Source organism: Olsenella sp. kh2p3 (assembly GCA_900119625.1).
GTDB lineage: Bacteria > Actinomycetota > Coriobacteriia > Coriobacteriales > Atopobiaceae > Tractidigestivibacter.
This window is the reverse complement of the sequence record FPKD01000004.1, coordinates 48474-67256: the sequence shown is the minus strand read 5'-3', so window position 1 is coordinate 67256 and position 18783 is coordinate 48474. Positions and strand designations below refer to the sequence as shown.

Genomic DNA, 18783 nt, shown 5'->3' with positions numbered 1-18783 from the left:
TTCCGTTGGTGCTCATTTGATGCCTAAATCGAAGTGGCGCCCTCGCTCTCGATGAGATTGCCCGCCTCTCCGGCATCTTGCATGCTTTCTTGACAGGTGACCGAACGGTAACTATACTAGGTTACCGTTCGGTCACCTAGTATAGAGAGGACTGATATGGAACCGGGCACGAAGGATCGGATCACAGAAGCAGCGCTGCGGTTGTTCTCCGAAAAAGGGTATCTGGGCGCGTCTTTGAGCGATATCGCAAAGCAGGTCGGAATCTCGAAGGCCGCCCTTTATAAGCATTTCGCCAGCAAACAAGAGATCTTGGATCACATCGTCGCGCGGATGGATGAGCTGGACACTGAGCGATCGCAGCGGTTCTCCATGCCGGGGAATGAGCTGGGCAGCACTGCTGCCTATAAGGAGATTCCCGCCGAGAAGATCCGCGCATACAGCAAGGCGCAGTTCCTGCATTGGACGGAGGAGGAATTCCCCTCCCGTTTTCGCAAGATGTTGACGTTGGAGCAGTATCGGGATTCGGGCATGGCCGAGCTGTACCAAAAGTATTTGGCAGGCGGCCCCGTTGAATACATGGCGTCGGTGTTCGGTGAGATTACAGGCTCTGAAGACGCGGCTTGGCAGCTTGCACTGGAGTTCTATGGGCCGATGTTCCTGTTATACGGCTTGTCCGACGGGGGAATGGACGAAGCGCGCGCAATGGAGCTGCTGGACGATCATGTAAGCCGATTCATTGGCCAGATAGAAGCAGGAAAGGCTCGTTAAGCAGCGGGTAAGGAGGGTTCCCGATGACAAAGCTTTACTTCGGCGATACGACCACCATAGCCACAACGATCATGATTCTTGGTCTTGTCGTCTTCATCGGCTACACGATCGTCAACCGCGGCAGCGTCCAGCACTGGGGAATGCGGGGGCTGCTGCTCCTTGCGTTCGGCCTTGTCGTTTGCTGCTTCGCGGCGGCGCGCGACGGGTTGGACAAGACCATTCAGTCCTCCATCGATGGGAGTTGCGCGGCTGGATTGTTCCCGTTGGTCAGTATCCCAACCGTTGTAGGGTGCATTGGTGCCCTTGTCATTATCGCGTCTGCCATCGCCATGCTCATCGCGAACTCGCAACAGGCTAAAGAACTCTGCTTTTGGTTTATGGCGTCAGGCGTTGCCGTGAAGATCATGGTCGTGGAAATCGCGAGAGTTATTGCGCTGTAATCCCGACCGATAACAAAATGCATGGAAAGGAGCAACTATGAACTGCCCTGAATGTGGCACGAGTATGGAACAAGGTTGGTTATTTGCCAGCAAAGACGGCGCTTTCGGGTTCGCAAGTCGGGTTCCCGGCGTTTTCGAGAATGCGCGGAATGCCGAGGGCTTCGTGCAAATCACCGAACCGAAACTAGGATGCCGAACTAGCGTGGAAGCTTGGCATTGCGCGGGCTGCAAGGTTGTTGCATTCAAACACTAGCTCCCGCCACGCTCTGCGCCGATACGCTTGCCTCCGCCCTCAATCATGCTCGACCCGCATCGCCCCTCTCGAGGCCTCGGGTACGTTGTCGAGTAGTGCGGAGCTTTTCGAGGCAGGGGGTTCTGCACGTATCCAAGCTACTTGGTAGCTGAGCCTCTATACCACCTACCAATGTAGGTCCTCGTCGCCTTTCATGAAGTCGATCATGTTGAGGTGCCTGACGCCCTCGCGCCGCTGCAGGAGCGGGTCCAGCGTGAAAAGGTAGCGTGGATACCCGTCTCTGATGTGACTGAACGGCCTGTACTCACGCTCCTCCACGTCGCGGTCAGAAATCGTCATGGATACCTGTATGTAGGCGTAGAGGTCGTGCTTCCTGGCGATGAAGTCGCATTCCAGCTTGCCGATTCGCCCGACTGAGAGCCTGTACCCCCGGGACCTCAGGTAGACATAGAGCGCGTTCTCCAGGGAGGGGCCGAAGTTCAGCCGTACATCGACGTTCCGGGCAAAGTAGATCCCGGGGTCGGCGAGGTAGTACTTCTCCTCTCCCCTGAGAGACTTCCTCGATTTCACGTCAAAGCGCTGGCATCTGTAGAGGATCTTTGCGTCGACGAGCATCTGGATGTACGCAGACACGGTCCTTCTCTCGACGGCGATCTTCTCAACGTTTCTCAGGTGGTCGACCAGATTGGTAAGGCTTGTCGGAGCGCCGTAGTTGTTGATGACGTAGGTCATGACGCGCTCGAAGGCTTCGATGTTTCGTATCTTGTTTCGAGACCGGATGTCCTTCTTAAGGATTTGCTTCACGACGTCTTCAACGTAATGGGCCTTCGCCTCGACGTCATCATATTCAAGGGAGCGAGGAAAGCCGCCGTAGCGAAGATATTCCTCGAATTCAGCCCTGTCGTCCTTCCTCTCGACTCCCAGGAACTTCTTCATGGCAAGGAATTCGCTGAACGACAAGGTAAACATCTCGAATTCGACGTAGCGCCCGGTGAGCTTGGTCATGAGCTCTCCGGAGAGGAGATAGGAGTTTGAGCCCGTTATGAAGATTGAGAAGCCGCCATCGGTGTTGAAGGCATTCACGACCTCTTCGTAGCCGCGGACGTTCTGGACCTCGTCTATGAAGAGGTATTTGAAGCCATCGTCGACAAGCCGTGATTCGATTGCGGCCTCTAGTTGGTCGGATGTCTTGATGGAACGGTTGCCGCGCTTGTCGAGATCGAGGTAAACGATGTCTTTCTCTGGGACCCCTCGTTCCTTGAGCTCTTCGACGATGGTCGCCATGAGGCACGATTTTCCGCATCTGCGTATTCCTGTGATGACCTTTATCAGGTCATCATCGTAGAATGGGCGAATCTTCTTCAGATATTGCTCTCTGCGAAACAGCCTCATGGTAGAGCTCCTCCTGGCTGTATTATATGCCGGGAGGTGAAGTTTGGCGTTTAAGGCACCAATATTTTTATATTTTGGATAATTGGTTTCTTAAATTGGGTTTATCGTTATTCCCACTCGATAATGAAAAACAGCGCAGTTTACAGTACCAACTCTGGCATTAACCTGGGCTTACCATTATTCCACATGCTCAGGAGGGGCCCGAAATCGCAGTACCAGTACAGTATCAGCGGTGGTACCGCTGCAGTACCACCCCGCGCCTGCAGTAGTCGCTGGTACCGTTCGACAGCACCTTTCACCTGCGGGAACGCGTTAGGAGAATAATCACTGGCGCTGCAATCGGTCCCAGACGCGATTTTCTCGAAACGGCGCCCGCGCGAACCCCGGAGAATAATCGGCAACTTTCGGGAATAATTGAGATGACCTGCGCAAACAGCTCATCGAAGAAGCAGTTTCCCGAGGTCACCTCCAAGCCACCCGCCACCAGTGGAATAATCCTGCCCCGGCTGGAACGCATCCGGAGGCAGCGGGGCCCTCAACGGCCGACCTCGTCCGATGCATCCTCCGATTGCCCAGAAGGCGCCCAGCGCCGCGGAGCCCACCGACCAACGGGCGGGGCTTCGGGCACCGCCGGCCACAACATGGAGCACCCAGAACCAGGCCACCTTGAAAGGCTCTTCGCTGTTTCTAATGGGTAGCGGATGATACGGCCAGCTGGGCCGAGAAGTCCAGGCGGCCGAGCCTCAGGAATATCATCGTCTTGAAGTAATCGACGTTCCTGAACCCCCTCGCTGCCCGCTTGACGGACTGGATGACGGAGTTCAGCCCCTCGAGGATGGCGTTGGTGGCGTTCCTCGAGAACCAGTTCAGGATGCCCTCCCGCTCCTTCCTGACCGTCCTCGCCACCACCTTCATCTCGGGGACGTTGGAATGCATGATCCAGGAGACGGCGCGGTCCAGCTCCCTGCCGGCGGACTCCCTGTCCGGGCGGGCATAGACGGCCCTCATCGCCTCGGACATGGCGCATGCCCTTGCCGTCAGCAGGTGCTCGCCCATGAGGGAGGCCTTCCTCGCGGCCTGGCGCTCCGTGAGGTTCTCCGGCCGCTTCAGCCAGCAGTACTTCGTGCCCCTGAGCAGGCGCCCCTTCTCCTCGGAGAGCCTCGCCTCCCGGCAGCGGACCTTGTCGGTGGCCCTCGAGAAGAGCTGCGCCAGCATCCCGGCCCGTGCTTCCATCGCCGCCTCCCAGGTGGATGTCCGGCCCTTTCCTGCACGGCAATATCCTACCGCCCGGAGGGTTCGGCCACATCATCGCAGGGATGTGCTATCCACCCGAAGTGGCGAAGAGTCTAAAAGAGCAGGTCAAATCCCTATCGGCTTACTCCGATTCGTTGACAAGTCAACTTATGAAGCATATGATTGACTAGCCAACGATTGGAGGCGGCATGGACAAGGCCGGCACTCACATGGCTGTGCTCACAAGGCAGCTCAACCTGTTCCTCAACCGCGAGCTCGCGGGAAGGGGGATAACGGCCTCGGAGCTGCCGTACCTGGCTCAGCTCTACGAGCGCGATGGCCTCTCGCAGGAGGACATGGCGCGCACGCTCTCGGTGGACCGGGCGGCGGCGTCGCGCACGCTCGCGGCGCTTGAGCGCAAGGGGCTGGTCGTGCGTGGCGAGGACCCCGGCGACAGGAGGGCCCGGCGCGTAACGCTCACGGACGAGGGCCACGAGCTCGAGCCGCGGATCCGGGAGGTGCAGGCGGCGTGGATCGCCCACGTGACACAGGACATGGCGTCGGACGAGGCGGAAGCGTTCGGCAGGCAGCTCGCGCGGATGGCCGGACGGGCCCGCGAGCTCAACGGGCAGGAGGGATAGGCCATGGCGATGACGATGGAAGAGGCCATGCGAGCGCGTCACATGGTGCGCAGGTACACGGGCGAGCCGCTCTCCGAGGAACATGTGCGGCTGCTCGAGGAGCGCATCGAGGCGAACAACCGCGAGCACGGGCTGGGCATACGGCTCGTCCGGGGAGACGCGAAGGCCGTGAGCGGCGTGATGCGCCTGACGGTGGCCAAGAACGTGAGGGACTACTTCCTGATGGCCGGGGCCGACGAGGACGGCCTCGACGAACGGCTGGGATATGCGGGCGCCGACCTCATGCTCTTCGCGCAGACGCTCGGGCTTAACACCTGGTGGGTGGGCGGCACGTTCAACCGCTCCGACGTCGCGTCCCGGGCGGGCGCAGACAGGCCCGTCGGCATCGTGGCCGTGGGACACGGCGCGACGCAGGGCAAGCCCCATAAGACGAAGGAGGCCGGGCAGGTGTCCTCCTACGAGGGGCAGGCCCCCGCATGGTTTGAGCGCGGCGTCGAGGCGGCGCTTCTCGCTCCCACGGCGCTCGCCAAGCAGGCGTTCTTCCTGCGCGGGAGAGGCGACGAGGTCTCGATCGAGTGCGACAACGGCATCTTCTCCGGCGCGGACACCGGGCTCGTGAAGTACCACTTCGAGCTGGGCGCCGGCAGGGGGAGTTTCCGGTGGGCGTGAGCCTTGAGTCGCAAGTCGAGCTCCTGCGCGGCATGCTCGACGCGAGCGAGCGCGCCGTCGCCGTCACTGGCGCGGGCATCTCGGTTTCGGCCGGCATCGCCTCGATGGAGGGCATGGACCTCGCCGCGACCCTTCAGATGATGTCCGAGACTCTTCTTCGGGCGGTGCCTGGCCGCTACTACCGGGGCGTCTGGAAGGGGTTCCTGCGTGGCATGTACGAGGCGGGACCGACGCCCGCGCACCGCGCGCTGGCGCGGCTCGAGGCGGACGGCAAGATACGAGGCGTCGTGACCACCAACATCGACTGCCTTCACACGCTGGCAGGCTCCGGGAACGTCGCCGAGATCCAGGGGAGCTTCGCGAAAAACACCTGCCTCTCTTGCGGGGCGGAGGCCGACGACCCTATGCTCTGGGCAGACGGGTCTTGCCCGAGATGCCCCGTGTGCGGCGGCTCACTCTCAATCTGGCCGGTCCATCACCGCGTGGCGCTCATGCCCTCGGAGGTCGAGAGGGCACGTGCCTGGGTTTCGCAGGCGGATTTCCTTCTTGTGGTGGGCACCAACGGACCCTACGCCGGGACCTACCTGGACTGCCTTCCGAGCGGCGTGCGCGTCGCGCAGGTCAACCCAAAGAGCACCCACTTCGACGGCCTCGCCGAACTGAACGTGCGGGCGGCCGCCGACGAAGTCCTGCCGGCGTTGCTTTGAACGCGAAAGAGGAAGGCCGCTTGTCACGTTCGACAAGCGGCCTTCTTCGCTTCTAGGGGCTCTTTTTAGCTCAGGGGCTCGAGCTCGCGGTACAGCGGGTCTCCGTCTCCCACGAGCGCGTCCCACCACCACTCAGGCGACTCCACGCCGGACGCGCAGAGCATGTCCAGGAGCTTGGCTCGCGCATCCGGGGGCAGCTGCTCGAAGTCCTCGCGCATGGCGTCGAGCGTCGCCTTGCTCGTGCTCATCATGTCGTTGCAGATCTACTTCTTCTCCTCGAGGCCATAGCTCTCCGGCGAGTACAGACAGATGTCTGCGCGGAAGTATGCCATTTCCTCTTCCTGCTTGAGCTCTTCCCACTTCTCCTCGTTCATCATGGTTCTAATCTCCTCTCTGTCCCCAGTGCCAAGAATGGTGGCTCTGGGCTGCTACAAATTCCGCTACAAATAATCACGAAAGGAGCGTTTTCTAGTGAAGCAAAGTGGTGCGCCGATTACTCGAACACACCACTTCTGAACTGCGCTTTTGTTGTTTTTTTGGGTCGGAGTGCGAAAGACTGTTGTGCCCCGCTTTTTATTCCCACTCGATAATTAAAAACAGCGTCTTTTACAGTACCAGCCCAGGCCTTGACCTGGGCTTTTTATTAGTCCCAGTTCCCTGGAAAGGGCCGAAAACCGCAGTACCAGCACGGTACCAGGGGTGGTACCGCTGCGGTACCACCCCGGACCTGCAGTAGTTGCCGGTACTGCTTGACGGCCCCTCCCGCCTGCGAAAACGCCGAAAAGGAATAATCGCTGGTACTGTAACCGGGCTTGGGAGCGAATCCACCCGTTAAGACGTTTTCGCGGGCCGTGGAGAATAATCGGCAACTTTCCAGAATAATGGCAATGACCTGCGGATACGTCAATTCCTGAGCGTTGTTTTCCGGCATTACCTCCCAGCCGCCTGCAACAGACGGAATAATCCCGCGACGACAAGGTTCCGCCAATCAGATCCGACGTCGCCCCCACGCAGTAATTTCGTGCATCGGCCCGACAGCCCTCGCCACCCTTGCATCGCCAGGAATCTCGGGCGTTGCGAAAAGAGTTCGGGCGATTGACGTTCGCGTCGGATGCCAAGGTCATTCGCTTCATGTTCAGCGACTATAGGGCCAGCGCGAGCTTTTGCGTGGGAGACGGAAACGGCGGGTCTAGCATCTGGCGATAGGCAAGACGAGCGACTTCCTCCAGCTCTTTGAAAACAAACCCTGTTAGATTATTCAACTGTTAATGTTGACTATTTGAACGCGTTGAGTAAAATACATTCCAGAGAAAGGAGCGGCAATGAGGACAACGACTACAGAGCTTGGCAAGAGGCTGAGGAAGCTGAGGATAGACATGGGAGAGACATTGGGTGACATGGCCGACCGCCTCGGCATCACGCCCTCCTACCTTTCCGCCATCGAGAAAGGCAAGAGGCCAGCGCCCACGGGCCTGGTTGACAAAGTCGCCGATCTTTACTCGCTCTCCGATGTCGCAAAGCACGAGCTTTCCGCCGCTGCGGACAAGACGCTCAAGAGCGTCAAGGTCGAGCTGGACGGCGCCTCGGATTCCAAGCGCGATGCCGCGCTCTGCTTCGCACGTTCCTTCGATGACCTGGACGACGAAACGGCAAAAAACGTACTGAAACTATTGAAGAAGAAGCGTGATGCCTAGTGCCCGACTGCTCTGTCGATTATTCCGTCAGCCCCCGTTCTCGTGAGGACCTCAGGAACCTGGCAGCCGAAATCCGCAAGGTCCTTGACCTCGAGGACGTCCTGTATTTCCCGATTGTCGAGCTTCTCGACGTCCTCGAGGAAACACTCCCCGGATTCACCTACAGCATCATCGATGATGACGAGCTCCCGGCGAACAAGCATGCGGAAACGAACGTCTATACCGGGGAAATCAGAATCAAGGAGAGCGTCTACGAGGGCGCCCGAAGGGGCAAGGGGCGCGACCGCATGACCATCGCCCACGAATTCTCGCACTTCATGACTCTTTGCTTCCTGGGGTTCAAGCTGAGCAGAACCATCGGCGGCGGCAAACCACGGACCTACGAAGACCCCGAATGGCAGGCGAAATGCCTGGCTGGCGAGCTCCTCATCCCACACGATCTCGTCCGAGGCATGACCGCTGACGAGGTTGTCGAAAAATGCGGGGTGTCGATGGATGCCGCCAGATACCAACTGGAAGTGGCTTCGCGACGATGAGCGGGAGGAAGGATATAGCGCATTTCCCATAGAGACGCCACGCGCGGGCTGCCGCTACCAACAGCCGCCCGCGCGCAAGGCAGGGCAGCACGATGGCCGTCCCGAAGCAATGTCCATTGTGCCACGCCTCTGTCCAATCGAACAGATATAAACATCGTTTATTCAAGGACGGTGATCGTCAATGGACGATTCAGCAGTCGCGGTCGCCGAACCGCGCAAAGGTTGCGTGGACGTGTTCAACGAGTTCATGCTCGATGGCGCCACGTTGGCCGGTTACTACAAGATTCCAAGGATTGAAGGTACGGACGCCGCCCCCGAGAGGCTGGTGCCCTTCTCGGAGGTCCTGAGCGGCCGAGCCGCTCCGGCACCCGGTACGTGGGTGTGTTTCTACGAAGATGACTACAAGTTCGAGCCATTCTGGCGCGAGCCCAAGAAGTACCTCGACCTGCTGGGCCGATTCGACGGGGTTGTCGCGCCCGATTACAGTCTTTACGCGGACTTCACCCCATCGCAGCTCATCTGGAACACCTACAGGAACTACGCCTCGGGCGCCTGGCTTCAGCATCTCGGGTTCAACGTTCTCGCCAATGTGCGGACCGCAGGATGGGACTCCGCCTCCTATGCGATTCCCCCAGCGCCCCGCAACAGCACCATCGGCATAGGCTCCCATGGCTGCGTGAAGCGACTCGACAACCGCGCGCGATTCGTCACGGACCTGCGCATGGTCTGCGACCTGCTAGAGCCGAAGCGCATCGTGGTCTACGGCACCGACGCTTACGGCGCCTTCGACTATCCCCGAGCCCTCGGGGTCGACATCCGCGTCATCCCAAGCGCGATGTCTGTCAGGATCGGCGAGGCCCATGAGCGGTAAGCCGAAATGTGGCCTCTCGCGGCACGAGGCCATCGGACACACCTTCCCCGAAAACCTTCCGGGGCTCCATGCGGAGTTCCCAGAGTATCCTTCTGATTTGAGCTGGAACAGCTCGAAGGGAAAGAGGATAGCGACCATATCATCCGACGATCCCGTGGCCACAGCCACGCGATTCGCAGGACTCGCCAGCTCGGGGTTCACCTCGGAGAGACAACTGCCCAACGGCTACGTTCGAGAGCTGGCTGATGGCAGCCATGTGACGCTGAGGGTAACCTCCTCCAGCGACGGGTCCCCTGCCGTCGACTTGAACATATCGAGCGAGGGCCATATTCGAAAGATTCATTTCACGAGGAGGATGCATGGATAAAGTCAATCATATGCTGAGCGACGAGGAGAGGAAACTCGCCGCCTCGCTCGTCGGCACCAGGATCGAATACATCGAGGGATATCACCTCGATCTATTCGACGACTACGTCCTCTACCACACGGCGCGCATCGGCATCGACGGCCGAGGCTCGGTAGACCTGAGCAACGGCTTCGTGGCCCTCAGGCTGCCCAACGGATGGACGGAGGACACCGGAGCGCTCGCGCTGGGACCGTCCGCAGGGGGCCTCTGGCTTCCCGAGGGGACCGCGCCCGCCAAGCTGCACGTCGGGGAAACGGTCCGGCGCATCGCGATCGTGGACGACGAGGACGTGATATCGAAAGACGGCCGGCCGAGGGCGACGGTCTCCTTCACCCAGGCGATGGTCCTCGAGCTCGAATCCGGGTTCCTGGCGCTCGACAAGGGAGACTGGACGGACGACTACGTGCACGTCAGGCGGGGCGGCGACCCGGACGCCCTCCTGACGGACTGCTCCGCCCCCTGGCTCGAAGACGATGGCTGGTCCGACGCGTACCGGCGCAGGACGACTTGGCTCTGACCATCGCCGCACCGCTGCCGCCGGCCGCCGTGCGCCCTCTCGGGGCCGGGTCGTCCGCCGCGGCCCCTCCCCGCGAAGCCCGAAGCAATCATCAAAGCTCGAATGAGCCAGCCGGCCGATTGCCTAGTGCGCCGTCCTGGCGGAGAATCCGGGCGCCCTCCTGCTTCGCGCCATCACGGGACCGTCTTGGAACCCGGACGTGAGAGAAATGCGACATGCACCCGTATGGAGCGAAAAACGCTTGGTACTGCTTGCCGGCGATTCCCGCCTGCCGGCGACCTGGAAGCGGGCTATAAAGGTCCCGAGAGAGCCCGCACGGGATGCTGGCGGATTCCAGGTCAGGAGGGCATCCGGGAAAAGAAGCCGAATCGGGGACATAGAAGCGAGCGGCGGGCGCGGAAGCCGCTGCAGATGGCCCGCACGGGGCCGAAAAACAATGAGGCCGGCTCGAACGGAGCCGGCCTGGTGAAGTATACTGTCTCGAGCTTACTCCCACTCGATCGTGGCTGGCGGTTTAGGCGTGACGTCATACACCACGCGGTTCACGCCGTCGACCTCGTCCACGATACGACTAGAGATGCGACCGATCACGTCGTAGGGCAGCTTTGCCCAGTCGGCGGTCATGGCGTCTGTAGACTCCACCGCACGGACGATGATGGGGCGACGGTACGTGCGCTCGTCACCCATCACGCCAACGCTCCTGATGTCGGGCAGCACGGCAAAGTACTGCCAGCAGGCGTGCTCGGAGTTGCGGTCGCCCGTCTCCTCAAAGAGGCGCTGATTGTAGGCGTCAAGCTCCTCTCGCACGATGGCGTCGGCATCCTTGAGGATGGCGAGCTTTTCGGGCGTCACCTCGCCGATGATGCGGATGGCAAGGCCAGGGCCGGGGAACGGCTGGCGCCACACCATCTTGGCGGGCAGCCCCAGTGCAATGCCCAGCTCGCGGACCTCGTCCTTGAAGAAGTGGTCGAGGGGCTCGATAAGGTCAAAGTGCACTCCCTCGGGGAACGGGATCAGGTTGTGGTGGCTCTTGATGGTTGCCGCCTTGCCGCCGGTCTTGCGCGCGCCGGACTCGATGATGTCCGGGTAGATGGTGCCCTGCGCAAGCATCTCCACGTCGCCGATCTTCTTGGCCTCGTCGAAGAATACCCTCCAGAACTCGGTGCCAATGAGACGGCGCTTCTTCTCGGGGTCTGTCACGCCGGCGAGCATCTTGGCATAGCGCTCCTCGGCGTGCACGTGCACGAGCGGCATGTGGAACTGCTCGCGGAAGACCTCCTCGACCATCTCGGGCTCGCCCTTGCGAAGCATGCCGTGGTTCACAAACACGCAAGTGAGCTGGTCTCCGATGGCACGGTGCACCAAGGCCGCCACCACGGAGGAGTCAACTCCGCCAGAGAGGGCGAGAATCACCTTGCGCGACCCAACCTGCTGGCGGATCTCCTCGACCTTCTGGTCGATGATGCCCTCCATGGTCCAGTTCTTCTCGAGGTGGCACACGCCAAACAGGAAGTTCTCCAGCATGCGCGTGCCGTACTCGGTGTGGCGCACCTCGGGGTGGAACTGCGTCGCAAAGAGGCGACGGCGCGGGCACTCCATGACGGCGACGGGGCAGGTGTCCGTACGGCCGGTAACCATGAAGCCCTCGGGGGCACGGCTCACGGAGTCGCGGTGGCTCATCCACACCGTCTGGCCGCCCTCGGGTGTGCCGTCGAGAAGAACCGAGGAGCCAAGGCGCGTGAGCGTTGCCGGTCCGTACTCGCCCTTGTCGGTGTGCGCAACCTCGCCGCCAAGCTTGACGGCCATGATCTGCTCGCCATAGCAGAAGCCCAGGATGGGGATGCCTAGCTCAAAGACGCGCGCATCCATGTCTGGCGCACCCTCGGCGTAGACCGAGGCGGGACCGCCGGAGAGGATGATGGCAGAGGGGGCCATTGCCGCAAGCTCGTCTGCCGAGATGTCACATGGGACAATCTCTGAGTAAACGTGCAGGTCACGAACCCTGCGAGCAATGAGTTGCCCGTACTGGGCCCCAAAGTCGAAGACCGCCACAAACTGCTTGGGCCTTGCCTCGGACATGCGCGTCTCCCATCCCCGGCTGCCGCCGGACAAAATGCGTATACGTTGTAGAGGATACTACCGAATGGCCACGTAAAGGATTCCCAAGGATTGAGGACACCGTATGTACGTCGGCTTTTTCTCCCCTCTTCATGGAGCGTTCACGCACGTCACGTATGATGTGCCAGTTATGGCGATGCCCTTGAGTAGCGCCAACATTGAACAAGAACCGCACGATGTCCGCCTGGACACGGTAAGGGGGCCCCGTGGCCGAGAGAAGAAGGCACCACCGTCGCATGTCGTCTGAGGAGCAGGACCATCTCTCCGCAGAGCGCTACGGCACGGGCGGCGGCCGCAGCAGCGCCGGTTCTGACGCACGCCAGCTCCACAGCACGCCGCTTGTACAGGGCCGTCATGTCGATGCGAGCTCCTACTCCCATGCCAGCCACACCACAAATGACACCCATGCGGCCCACCTTCGCGGCGGCGAACTGGACGAGATGGACCACGCTGCGTCCCGCGCGGATGGTGTTGGCTACTACGTCTCCAAGCGCAAGCAGGCAAAGCGCAGCCACCGCGTGCTCAAGGTCGTGGTGATTTCGCTTGTCGCCGTTCTTGCCGCGGCGGGTGCAGCCTTTGCTTGGTATATCAACAACATCAACAGCAAGCTCTCCAAGGGCATCGACTCGAGCCTCCTCAACCAGCTTGTTGCCCCCACCAAGACGGACGACCCTTTCTACATGCTGCTCCTTGGCGTTGATCAGGATGAGGAACGCACGGAGGAGTGGGGGGCAGACCAGTCGAACTTCCGCACGGACTCCATCATCCTCGTGCGCGTTGACCCGCCCAACAAGAAGGTCACGCTCATCTCGATTCCCCGAGACACCATGGTCGACATGGATGAGCACGGAACTCAGAAGATCAACGCGGCCTACTCGTTTGGCGGCGCCTCCTACATAGTCGAACAGGTCTCCAAGCTCGCGGGCGTGAACATCTCGCACTACGCGGAACTCAACTTCGAGGAGTTCACCTCGATTGTCGACACGCTCGGTGGCGTGGAGGTCACGCTTCCCGTGGCCGTCTCGGACATGGAGTACTCCGGCATCGACCTGCCTGCCGGAACCCAGACCCTCAACGGCGAGCAGGCCCTCGGCCTCTGCCGCAGCCGCCACGCCTATGACGACTACGGCGGCGGTGACTTCTACCGCTCCGCCAACCAACGCATGGTCATCGCGGCAATCATCCGCAAGGTCCTCGAGAGCGACCCCACCTCGTGGCCCAATCTCATCTCCCAGCTGGCAGACAGCGTAACCACGGACCTCTCGGCAACGGACATCCTCTCGCTGGCCAATCAGTTCAAGGACCTGGACACCGAGAACGACATCTACTCCGGCTCGGTGCCCACCACGTCGCAGTACATCAACAACCTCTGGTACGAGGTCGTGGACGAGGACGCCTGGAAGACCATGATGGAGCGCACCGACGCAGGCGAAACGCCCTACTCGGACTCCTCGCAGGACTTCACCGCGGGCGTTGCCGGTTCCGTGAGCACGAGTACGGACAGCTCGAATTCCTCAGACACCACCAGCACCAGCTCGGACCCCTTATATTCTGGTTCCGTCCTAGTGCTCAATGGCACTGCGACCCAGGGGATTGCCTCCAATGCCGCCAACGCCCTCATGGCGGCGGGCTTCTCTGCAATCGCCGGAAACGCAGACTCGACGAGCCACACAACCACGACCATCGTGTACAACACCAGCCAGACCACTTCTGCGCTGGGCGAGGCAAAGGGCGTTGCCGAGAAGCTCGGACTCTCCGTGACCCCCACAGAGAACCCCGGGACCTACTCCGACAACTACGACGTGGTGGTTATTCTCGGCACCGACTACAAGAGCCAGTAGACCCATCGCCACCATCGCCCTCGTCCCTCTCGTCCAGAGCCTTGCTCCTTCGTTCTTTATCGGAATCTGAGAAATCAAGTTCCCGTCAACTGCGGAAACGTTGGGTCCGTTTCTCAGAAACCGCTAAAGAACGAGGGGAGGGCGGGAGGCGAGAGGGCGGAGGCTATACGTTGAAGCGGAAGACCATCACGTCGCCGTCCTGGACCACGTAGTCCTTGCCCTCCATGCGCAGGCGGCCGGCATCACGCGCGCCGGACTCGCCGCCCAGCTTGACGTAGTCCTCGTAGCTGATGGTCTCTGCCTTGATGAAGCCCTTCTCGAAGTCGGAGTGAATGACGCCGGCAGCCTCGGGGGCCTTGGCGCCAATGCGCACCGTCCAGGCACGGACCTCCTTGGGGCCAGCGGTGAAGAAGCTCTGGAGGCCGAGCAGGTGGTATGCCGCACGGGCCAGCGTCTCGAGGCCAGAGCGCTCGAGGCCCATGGACGCCAGATACTCGGCGGCCTCATCCGGGTCGAGGTCTGCCAGCTCCGCCTCAACCTCGGCGCAGATGGGAATGGCGTCCTGGCCGTTGATCTGGGGCTTCTCGCCCAGCTGGTCCTCGTCGCAGTTGGCCACGTAGAGAATGGGCTTCATGGTGAGCAGGAAGAGGTCATGAGCAGCGGCGCGCTCGTCGTCGGTCATGTCCATCTCCGCCGCGCGGTGACCCTCGTTGAGCCACGCCTGCAGGCGCTTGGCAACCTCGAGACGGGGCGCCATCTCTTTGTCGCGCTTGGCCTCCTTCTCCAGCTTGGGGATGGAGCGCTCGAGCGAGCCCAGGTCTGCGAGGACGAGCTCAGTCTGGATGGTGTCGACGTCCGCCGTAGGATCGACAAACGCGCCGGTACGGCCCGTCTCACGCATGACGTTGGGGTCCTTGAAGTAGCGCACGACCTCACAGATAGCATCGCAGTTGCGGATGTTCGCCAGGAACTGGTTGCCAAGGCCCTCGCCCTCGTTGGCGCCCTTCACCAGGCCAGCGATGTCAACGAACTCGACCGTGGCGGGCACGATCTTTGCGGGGTGCACCATCTCGGCGAGCTTGTTGAGGCGCTCGTCGGGGACGTCGACCACGCCCACGTTGGGGTCGATGGTGGCGAAGGGGTAGTTTGCCGCAAGCCCGCCCTTGCGGGTAAGCGCGGTGAACAGGGTCGACTTGCCCACGTTGGGAAGTCCCACGATGCCGATGGAAAGTGACACGGTATCTCTCCTTCTTGGCCTTGGCCTCTTGCCAGTGGCCTCTTGCTACTTCTTGCTATCGTCCAGCTTCTCAAGGGTGTCAGCCGCCTTGGAGAGCTGCTTCTTGCCCTGCTCCATGAGTCGCTGGGCCTCCGCCTTGGCCTTTGCCTTCTGACGCGCTATCTCCTCGGCGTTCTTGTCAGGAACGACCAGCTCGCTTGCGTCCTGCGGCCGCATGGAGAGCGCGCCCTCGGGGCATGCCTTCACACAGGCAGCGCAGTTCACACAGTACGCGGCCATGGTGTGCACGTGGCCGTTATCGTCGAGGTCGAGGGCATGCGTCACGCACACCTTGGCGCAGTCACCGCAGGACGTGCAGAGGTCCGGGTCAACCACGGGCACGTCCAGGCTGATGTCTGTTGCCAGCTCCTGGTCGTGCTGGAGGCCGCCCATCATGAGCTTGCGATTCTGCGTGAGGATGCGCTGGCGGTTCTGGTTGGTCTTTGCCCCCACCGCGTTCTCCAGCTGACGCTGCAGCTCGTTCAGGCGGTTGGCGTGATCGGTTATCTTCTTGGCAACCGCCTGGGCGCCGGCGAGCTTGGGGCTCGAGCGCGTCACGAGGTTCTCGGTTGCATGGATGGCGGAGCTCACAAACTGGCTGCGGCGGTACTCGCGCGTGAACTCGTGCGTAAGGTTGTCCTTGTCGACCTCAAGGCCAACCGCGGACTTGGCCCACTCCTCCGCCGTTCCGATGGCCTCGGTGTAGAAGTCCTCGCCCGTGGTGGTACGGCAGCGGTCGCAGATGCCAAGCGGCAGGTAGACAGACACGTTGGTGTAGTCCACGAGAATGGAGAACCACAGGTCGCGCGAAATCATGCCCACGCACGGGAGAAGGACCTCGTTGGGCTTGGGCAGGCGCTTCAACGCGCGGGTGCACGTGACGTAGCACTGCTCGTACGCCGAGGCGGCGCGGGCGATGTTGTCGTAGAGCTGCTTGGCCATGTGGCGACGCGTGTTGAAGACCTCGGTGGGGCAAGCGGCCTGGCAAAGTCCGCACTTGCGGCAGGAGTCCGTGATCGTGACCGACTTGTTGTGGATGTCGATCGAGTGCGTGGGGCACACGTCCAGGCAGACCGAGCAAACGTCCTCGCGCTCGGCAGAGCAGCGCAGGCAGCGGCTGGAGTTGCACCAGGGCTTCTCCTTGTAGTCCGCGGGGTCAAAGACCTTGCGCTGGCTTGGGTCCTGGGCAAGCGAGTCCGCAAGGCCCGCAAGAGGGTTCTGGACCGCCTGCCAGTTATCCTGGATGTCGATGATGTCGTCGAGAATGTCACGCTTCTGTGGCATCGCCTCTCCCCTCTTCTCGGCGGGGTGACCGCACGCAGCTCCCCCGCGGTGCGTGTGCCTGCACACGCAACCGTTACATTGTACCGTCCGCGGACGAGAAGCCCCGCCACAGGCGAGAAGCGCACAAGGAAGAGACCAGTAGGCCGGAGGCAAGGGGCCGGGGTCTCCCGTTTCCGTTTGGCAGGGACGCCACAGGAGCTATTGGGATGCCGCGCGAGCTGTTGGGATGCCGCGCGAGCTGTTGGGATGCCGTGTGAGCTGTTGAGAAGAGAATCGACATTTCTGTTCAGTCCGGGGATCCAAAACGTCGGATTTCTTCTCAGCAGGCCCCCAGAGGCAACGTGCGCAGTCCACCGGGCTGTGACGAAAAAAGACCCCGGGTGCCATGTGGCACTCGGGGTCCTGAAGTTCACTCGGTCGAGTCGCGTGACCGAGGAGCAGTACTGGGCCTACCTAGCCCTTAGTACATGCCGCCACCCTGGCCGCCAGCAGCGGCTGCCTTGGAGATGGCCTCCTCGATGGTGGTGTCCTTGGGCTCGTCGGAGACAGTGGCCTCGGTGATGAGGATGAGGGACGCCACGGAAGCGGCGTTCTGGAGCGTGGTGCGGGTGACCTTGACGGGGTCGAGGACGCCCATCTCAATCATATCGCCGTAGTTGCCGGTCGCGGAGTCGAGGCCCTGGCCCTTGGGCAGGCTCTTAATCTTCTCGACCACAACGGAGCCCTCGTAGCCAGCGTTGCTCGCAATCGTCTTCACAGGGGCCTCGAGCGCCTTGCGGATGATGTCGACGCCGATCTTCTCGTCAGGATCGGAGGTCTCGACGGTGTCGAGCGCGGGGGTCGCAGCCAGGAACGCCACGCCGCCGCCGGCGACGATGCCCTCCTCGACGGCCGCACGGGTGGCCTGCAGGGCGTCCTCGATGCGGTGCTTAATCTCCTTGAGCTCGACCTCGGTAGCAGCGCCAACCTTGATGACAGCGACGCCGCCGGAGAGCTTGGCCAGACGCTCCTGGAGCTTCTCCTTGTCGAAGTCGGAGGTGGTGTTCTCGATCTCGTTCTTGATCTGGGCAACGCGCTCCTCGATGGCGTCCTTGGAGCCGGCGCCGCCAACGATGGTGGTGTTGTCCTTGGTGATCTTGACGGACTTGGCGCGGCCGAGCATCTCGGCGGTGACGTCGGTAAGCTGGACGCCAAGCTCCTTCATGGCAACCTGGCCACCGGTGAGGATGGCGATGTCCTCGAGCATGCGCTTACGACGGTCGCCATAGCCAGGGGCCTTGACGGCGGCAACGTTGAGCGTGCCACGGAGCTTGTTGAGGATCAGCGTGGCCAGAGCCTCGCCGTCCACGTCCTCGGCGATGATGAGCAGCGGCGCGCCCTGCTTGGAGACGGCCTCGAGGATGGGCAGGATGTCCTGGATGTTGGAGATCTTCTGATCGGTCATCAGGATGTAGGGGTTATCCAGCTCCGCAGTCATGTTGTCATTGTTGGTGGCGAAGTACGGGGAGATGTAGCCCTTGTCGAACTGCATGCCCTCGACGGTGTCGATGTCGATGCCGAAGGTCTGGGACTCGTCGACGGTGATGACGCCGTCCTTGCCCACGACCTCCATGGCGTCAGAGATCTTCTCGCCAATCTCGGGGTCGCCAGCGGAGATGGTGCCCACGGAGGCAATCTGCTGCTTGGTCGAGATCTCCATTGCGGAGTCCTTCATCTCGGCCACAACGGCGTCGACGGCCTTGTCGATGCCGCGACGGATGGCGATGGGGTTGGCGCCAGCGGCGACGTTGCGGAGGCCCTCGTTGACGATGACCTGTGCGAGCAGCGTAGCGGTGGTGGTGCCGTCACCCACGGTGTCGTTGGTCTTGGTGGCGACCTCCTTCACCAGCTGGGCACCCATGTTCTCGATGGGATCCTTGAGCTCGATCTCCTTGGCGACGGAGACGCCATCGTTGGTGATGGTGGGGGCGCCATAGGAGCGCTGCAGGGCGACGTAGCGGCCCTTGGGGCCGAGCGTGGTGGTGACGGCGTCAGCGAGGGTGTTCACGCCCTTGGCAAGCTTGGCGCGGGCGTCGGTGCCAAAAACAATGTCCTTAGCCATGTTGTGCTTTTCCTTCCAGATGAACCCTTGGCGGGT

At 61.5% G+C, this 18783-nt stretch carries 19 protein-coding genes; 12 read left to right on the top strand and 7 right to left on the bottom strand.

The window, feature by feature from the left end; genetic code table 11:
* Positions 1-156: 156 nt before the first annotated feature.
* The 3 genes from BT122_RS06170 to BT122_RS11260 are packed head-to-tail and all read left to right on the top strand — an operon-like array spanning position 157 to position 1461.
* Positions 157-768 (top strand): TetR/AcrR family transcriptional regulator, encoded by a 612-nt coding sequence (locus tag BT122_RS06170; protein ID WP_072355102.1) that lies wholly within the window; start codon positions 157-159, stop codon positions 766-768.
* 23 nt (positions 769-791) lie between these two features.
* The gene (locus BT122_RS06165; RefSeq protein ID WP_072355101.1) at positions 792-1208 is read left to right on the top strand and encodes a hypothetical protein; all 417 of its coding nucleotides are present in this window, start codon (positions 792-794) and stop codon (positions 1206-1208) included.
* 37 nt (positions 1209-1245) lie between these two features.
* Positions 1246-1461 carry a PF20097 family protein gene (locus tag BT122_RS11260; RefSeq protein ID WP_072355100.1) on the top strand — a complete coding sequence of 72 codons (216 nt, stop codon included), beginning with the start codon at positions 1246-1248 and terminating at the stop codon, positions 1459-1461.
* A 165-nt stretch (positions 1462-1626) separates the two neighbouring features.
* Here the strand turns inward: BT122_RS11260 and BT122_RS06155 are convergent, their stop codons facing one another.
* Positions 1627-2853, bottom strand: coding sequence for an ATP-binding protein (locus tag BT122_RS06155; RefSeq protein ID WP_072355099.1), 1227 nt, complete (start codon positions 2851-2853; stop codon positions 1627-1629).
* A gap of 687 nt (positions 2854-3540) precedes the next feature.
* Complete coding sequence (locus BT122_RS06150) at positions 3541-4086, bottom strand: transposase (protein WP_072355098.1); 546 nt, start codon at positions 4084-4086, stop codon at positions 3541-3543.
* 209 nt (positions 4087-4295) lie between these two features.
* On the opposite strand from BT122_RS06150, the gene BT122_RS06145 reads away from it, so the two are divergent.
* From BT122_RS06145 to BT122_RS06135, 3 genes are read left to right on the top strand one after another with little or no spacing between them, the layout of a single operon-like run.
* Positions 4296-4727, top strand: a complete 432-nt coding sequence (locus tag BT122_RS06145; RefSeq protein ID WP_083432351.1) for a MarR family winged helix-turn-helix transcriptional regulator — start codon at positions 4296-4298, stop codon at positions 4725-4727.
* 3 nt (positions 4728-4730) lie between these two features.
* Entirely contained in the window at positions 4731-5396 is a 666-nt protein-coding gene (locus tag BT122_RS06140; RefSeq protein ID WP_218161964.1) for a nitroreductase family protein, read from the top strand.
* Positions 5387-6103, top strand: a complete 717-nt coding sequence (locus tag BT122_RS06135; RefSeq protein WP_083432350.1) for an SIR2 family NAD-dependent protein deacylase — start codon at positions 5387-5389, stop codon at positions 6101-6103. The genes BT122_RS06140 and BT122_RS06135 overlap by 10 nt, the downstream gene beginning before the upstream one ends.
* A 65-nt stretch (positions 6104-6168) precedes the next feature.
* Here the strand turns inward: BT122_RS06135 and BT122_RS11085 are convergent, their stop codons facing one another.
* Positions 6169-6354 carry a hypothetical protein gene (locus BT122_RS11085; protein ID WP_218161963.1) on the bottom strand — a complete coding sequence of 62 codons (186 nt, stop codon included), beginning with the start codon at positions 6352-6354 and terminating at the stop codon, positions 6169-6171.
* A gap of 1071 nt (positions 6355-7425) precedes the next feature.
* Between BT122_RS11085 and BT122_RS06125 the strand changes: the two genes are divergently transcribed.
* The 5 genes from BT122_RS06125 to BT122_RS06105 all read left to right on the top strand — a co-directional run bounded on the left by BT122_RS06125 (position 7426) and on the right by BT122_RS06105 (position 10127).
* A complete protein-coding gene (locus BT122_RS06125) occupies positions 7426-7797 on the top strand; it encodes a helix-turn-helix domain-containing protein (RefSeq protein WP_072355097.1) in 372 nt (123 codons plus the stop codon).
* Complete coding sequence (locus BT122_RS06120) at positions 7797-8333, top strand: ImmA/IrrE family metallo-endopeptidase (protein ID WP_072355096.1); 537 nt, start codon at positions 7797-7799, stop codon at positions 8331-8333. The genes BT122_RS06125 and BT122_RS06120 overlap by 1 nt, the downstream gene beginning before the upstream one ends.
* Before the next feature lie 226 nt (positions 8334-8559).
* A complete protein-coding gene (locus BT122_RS06115; protein ID WP_177242201.1) occupies positions 8560-9204 on the top strand; it encodes a DUF4417 domain-containing protein in 645 nt (214 codons plus the stop codon).
* Entirely contained in the window at positions 9194-9571 is a 378-nt protein-coding gene (locus BT122_RS06110; protein ID WP_072355095.1) for a hypothetical protein, read from the top strand. The genes BT122_RS06115 and BT122_RS06110 overlap by 11 nt, the downstream gene beginning before the upstream one ends.
* Positions 9564-10127: a hypothetical protein gene (locus BT122_RS06105; protein WP_072355094.1), complete on the top strand. Its 564-nt coding sequence runs from the start codon at positions 9564-9566 to the stop codon at positions 10125-10127. Before BT122_RS06110 ends, BT122_RS06105 begins: the two co-directional genes overlap by 8 nt.
* 486 nt (positions 10128-10613) lie before the next feature.
* On the opposite strand, the gene guaA is transcribed toward BT122_RS06105, so the two are convergent.
* A complete protein-coding gene (gene guaA, locus BT122_RS06100; RefSeq protein ID WP_072355093.1) occupies positions 10614-12206 on the bottom strand; it encodes a glutamine-hydrolyzing GMP synthase in 1593 nt (530 codons plus the stop codon).
* A 245-nt stretch (positions 12207-12451) separates the two neighbouring features.
* On the opposite strand from guaA, the gene BT122_RS06095 reads away from it, so the two are divergent.
* Positions 12452-14086, top strand: a complete 1635-nt coding sequence (locus BT122_RS06095; RefSeq protein WP_286130324.1) for an LCP family protein — start codon at positions 12452-12454, stop codon at positions 14084-14086.
* A 163-nt stretch (positions 14087-14249) separates the two neighbouring features.
* On the opposite strand, the gene ychF is transcribed toward BT122_RS06095, so the two are convergent.
* From ychF to groL, 3 genes are all read right to left on the bottom strand, one after another.
* Positions 14250-15323: a redox-regulated ATPase YchF gene (gene ychF, locus BT122_RS06090; RefSeq protein WP_072355092.1), complete on the bottom strand. Its 1074-nt coding sequence runs from the start codon at positions 15321-15323 to the stop codon at positions 14250-14252.
* Between the two features lie 45 nt (positions 15324-15368).
* Positions 15369-16646 carry a 4Fe-4S binding protein gene (locus tag BT122_RS06085; protein WP_072355091.1) on the bottom strand — a complete coding sequence of 426 codons (1278 nt, stop codon included), beginning with the start codon at positions 16644-16646 and terminating at the stop codon, positions 15369-15371.
* 460 nt (positions 16647-17106) lie between these two features.
* Positions 17107-18747, bottom strand: coding sequence for a chaperonin GroEL (gene groL / locus BT122_RS06080; protein ID WP_072355090.1), 1641 nt, complete (start codon positions 18745-18747; stop codon positions 17107-17109).
* Positions 18748-18783: the final 36 nt, after the last annotated feature.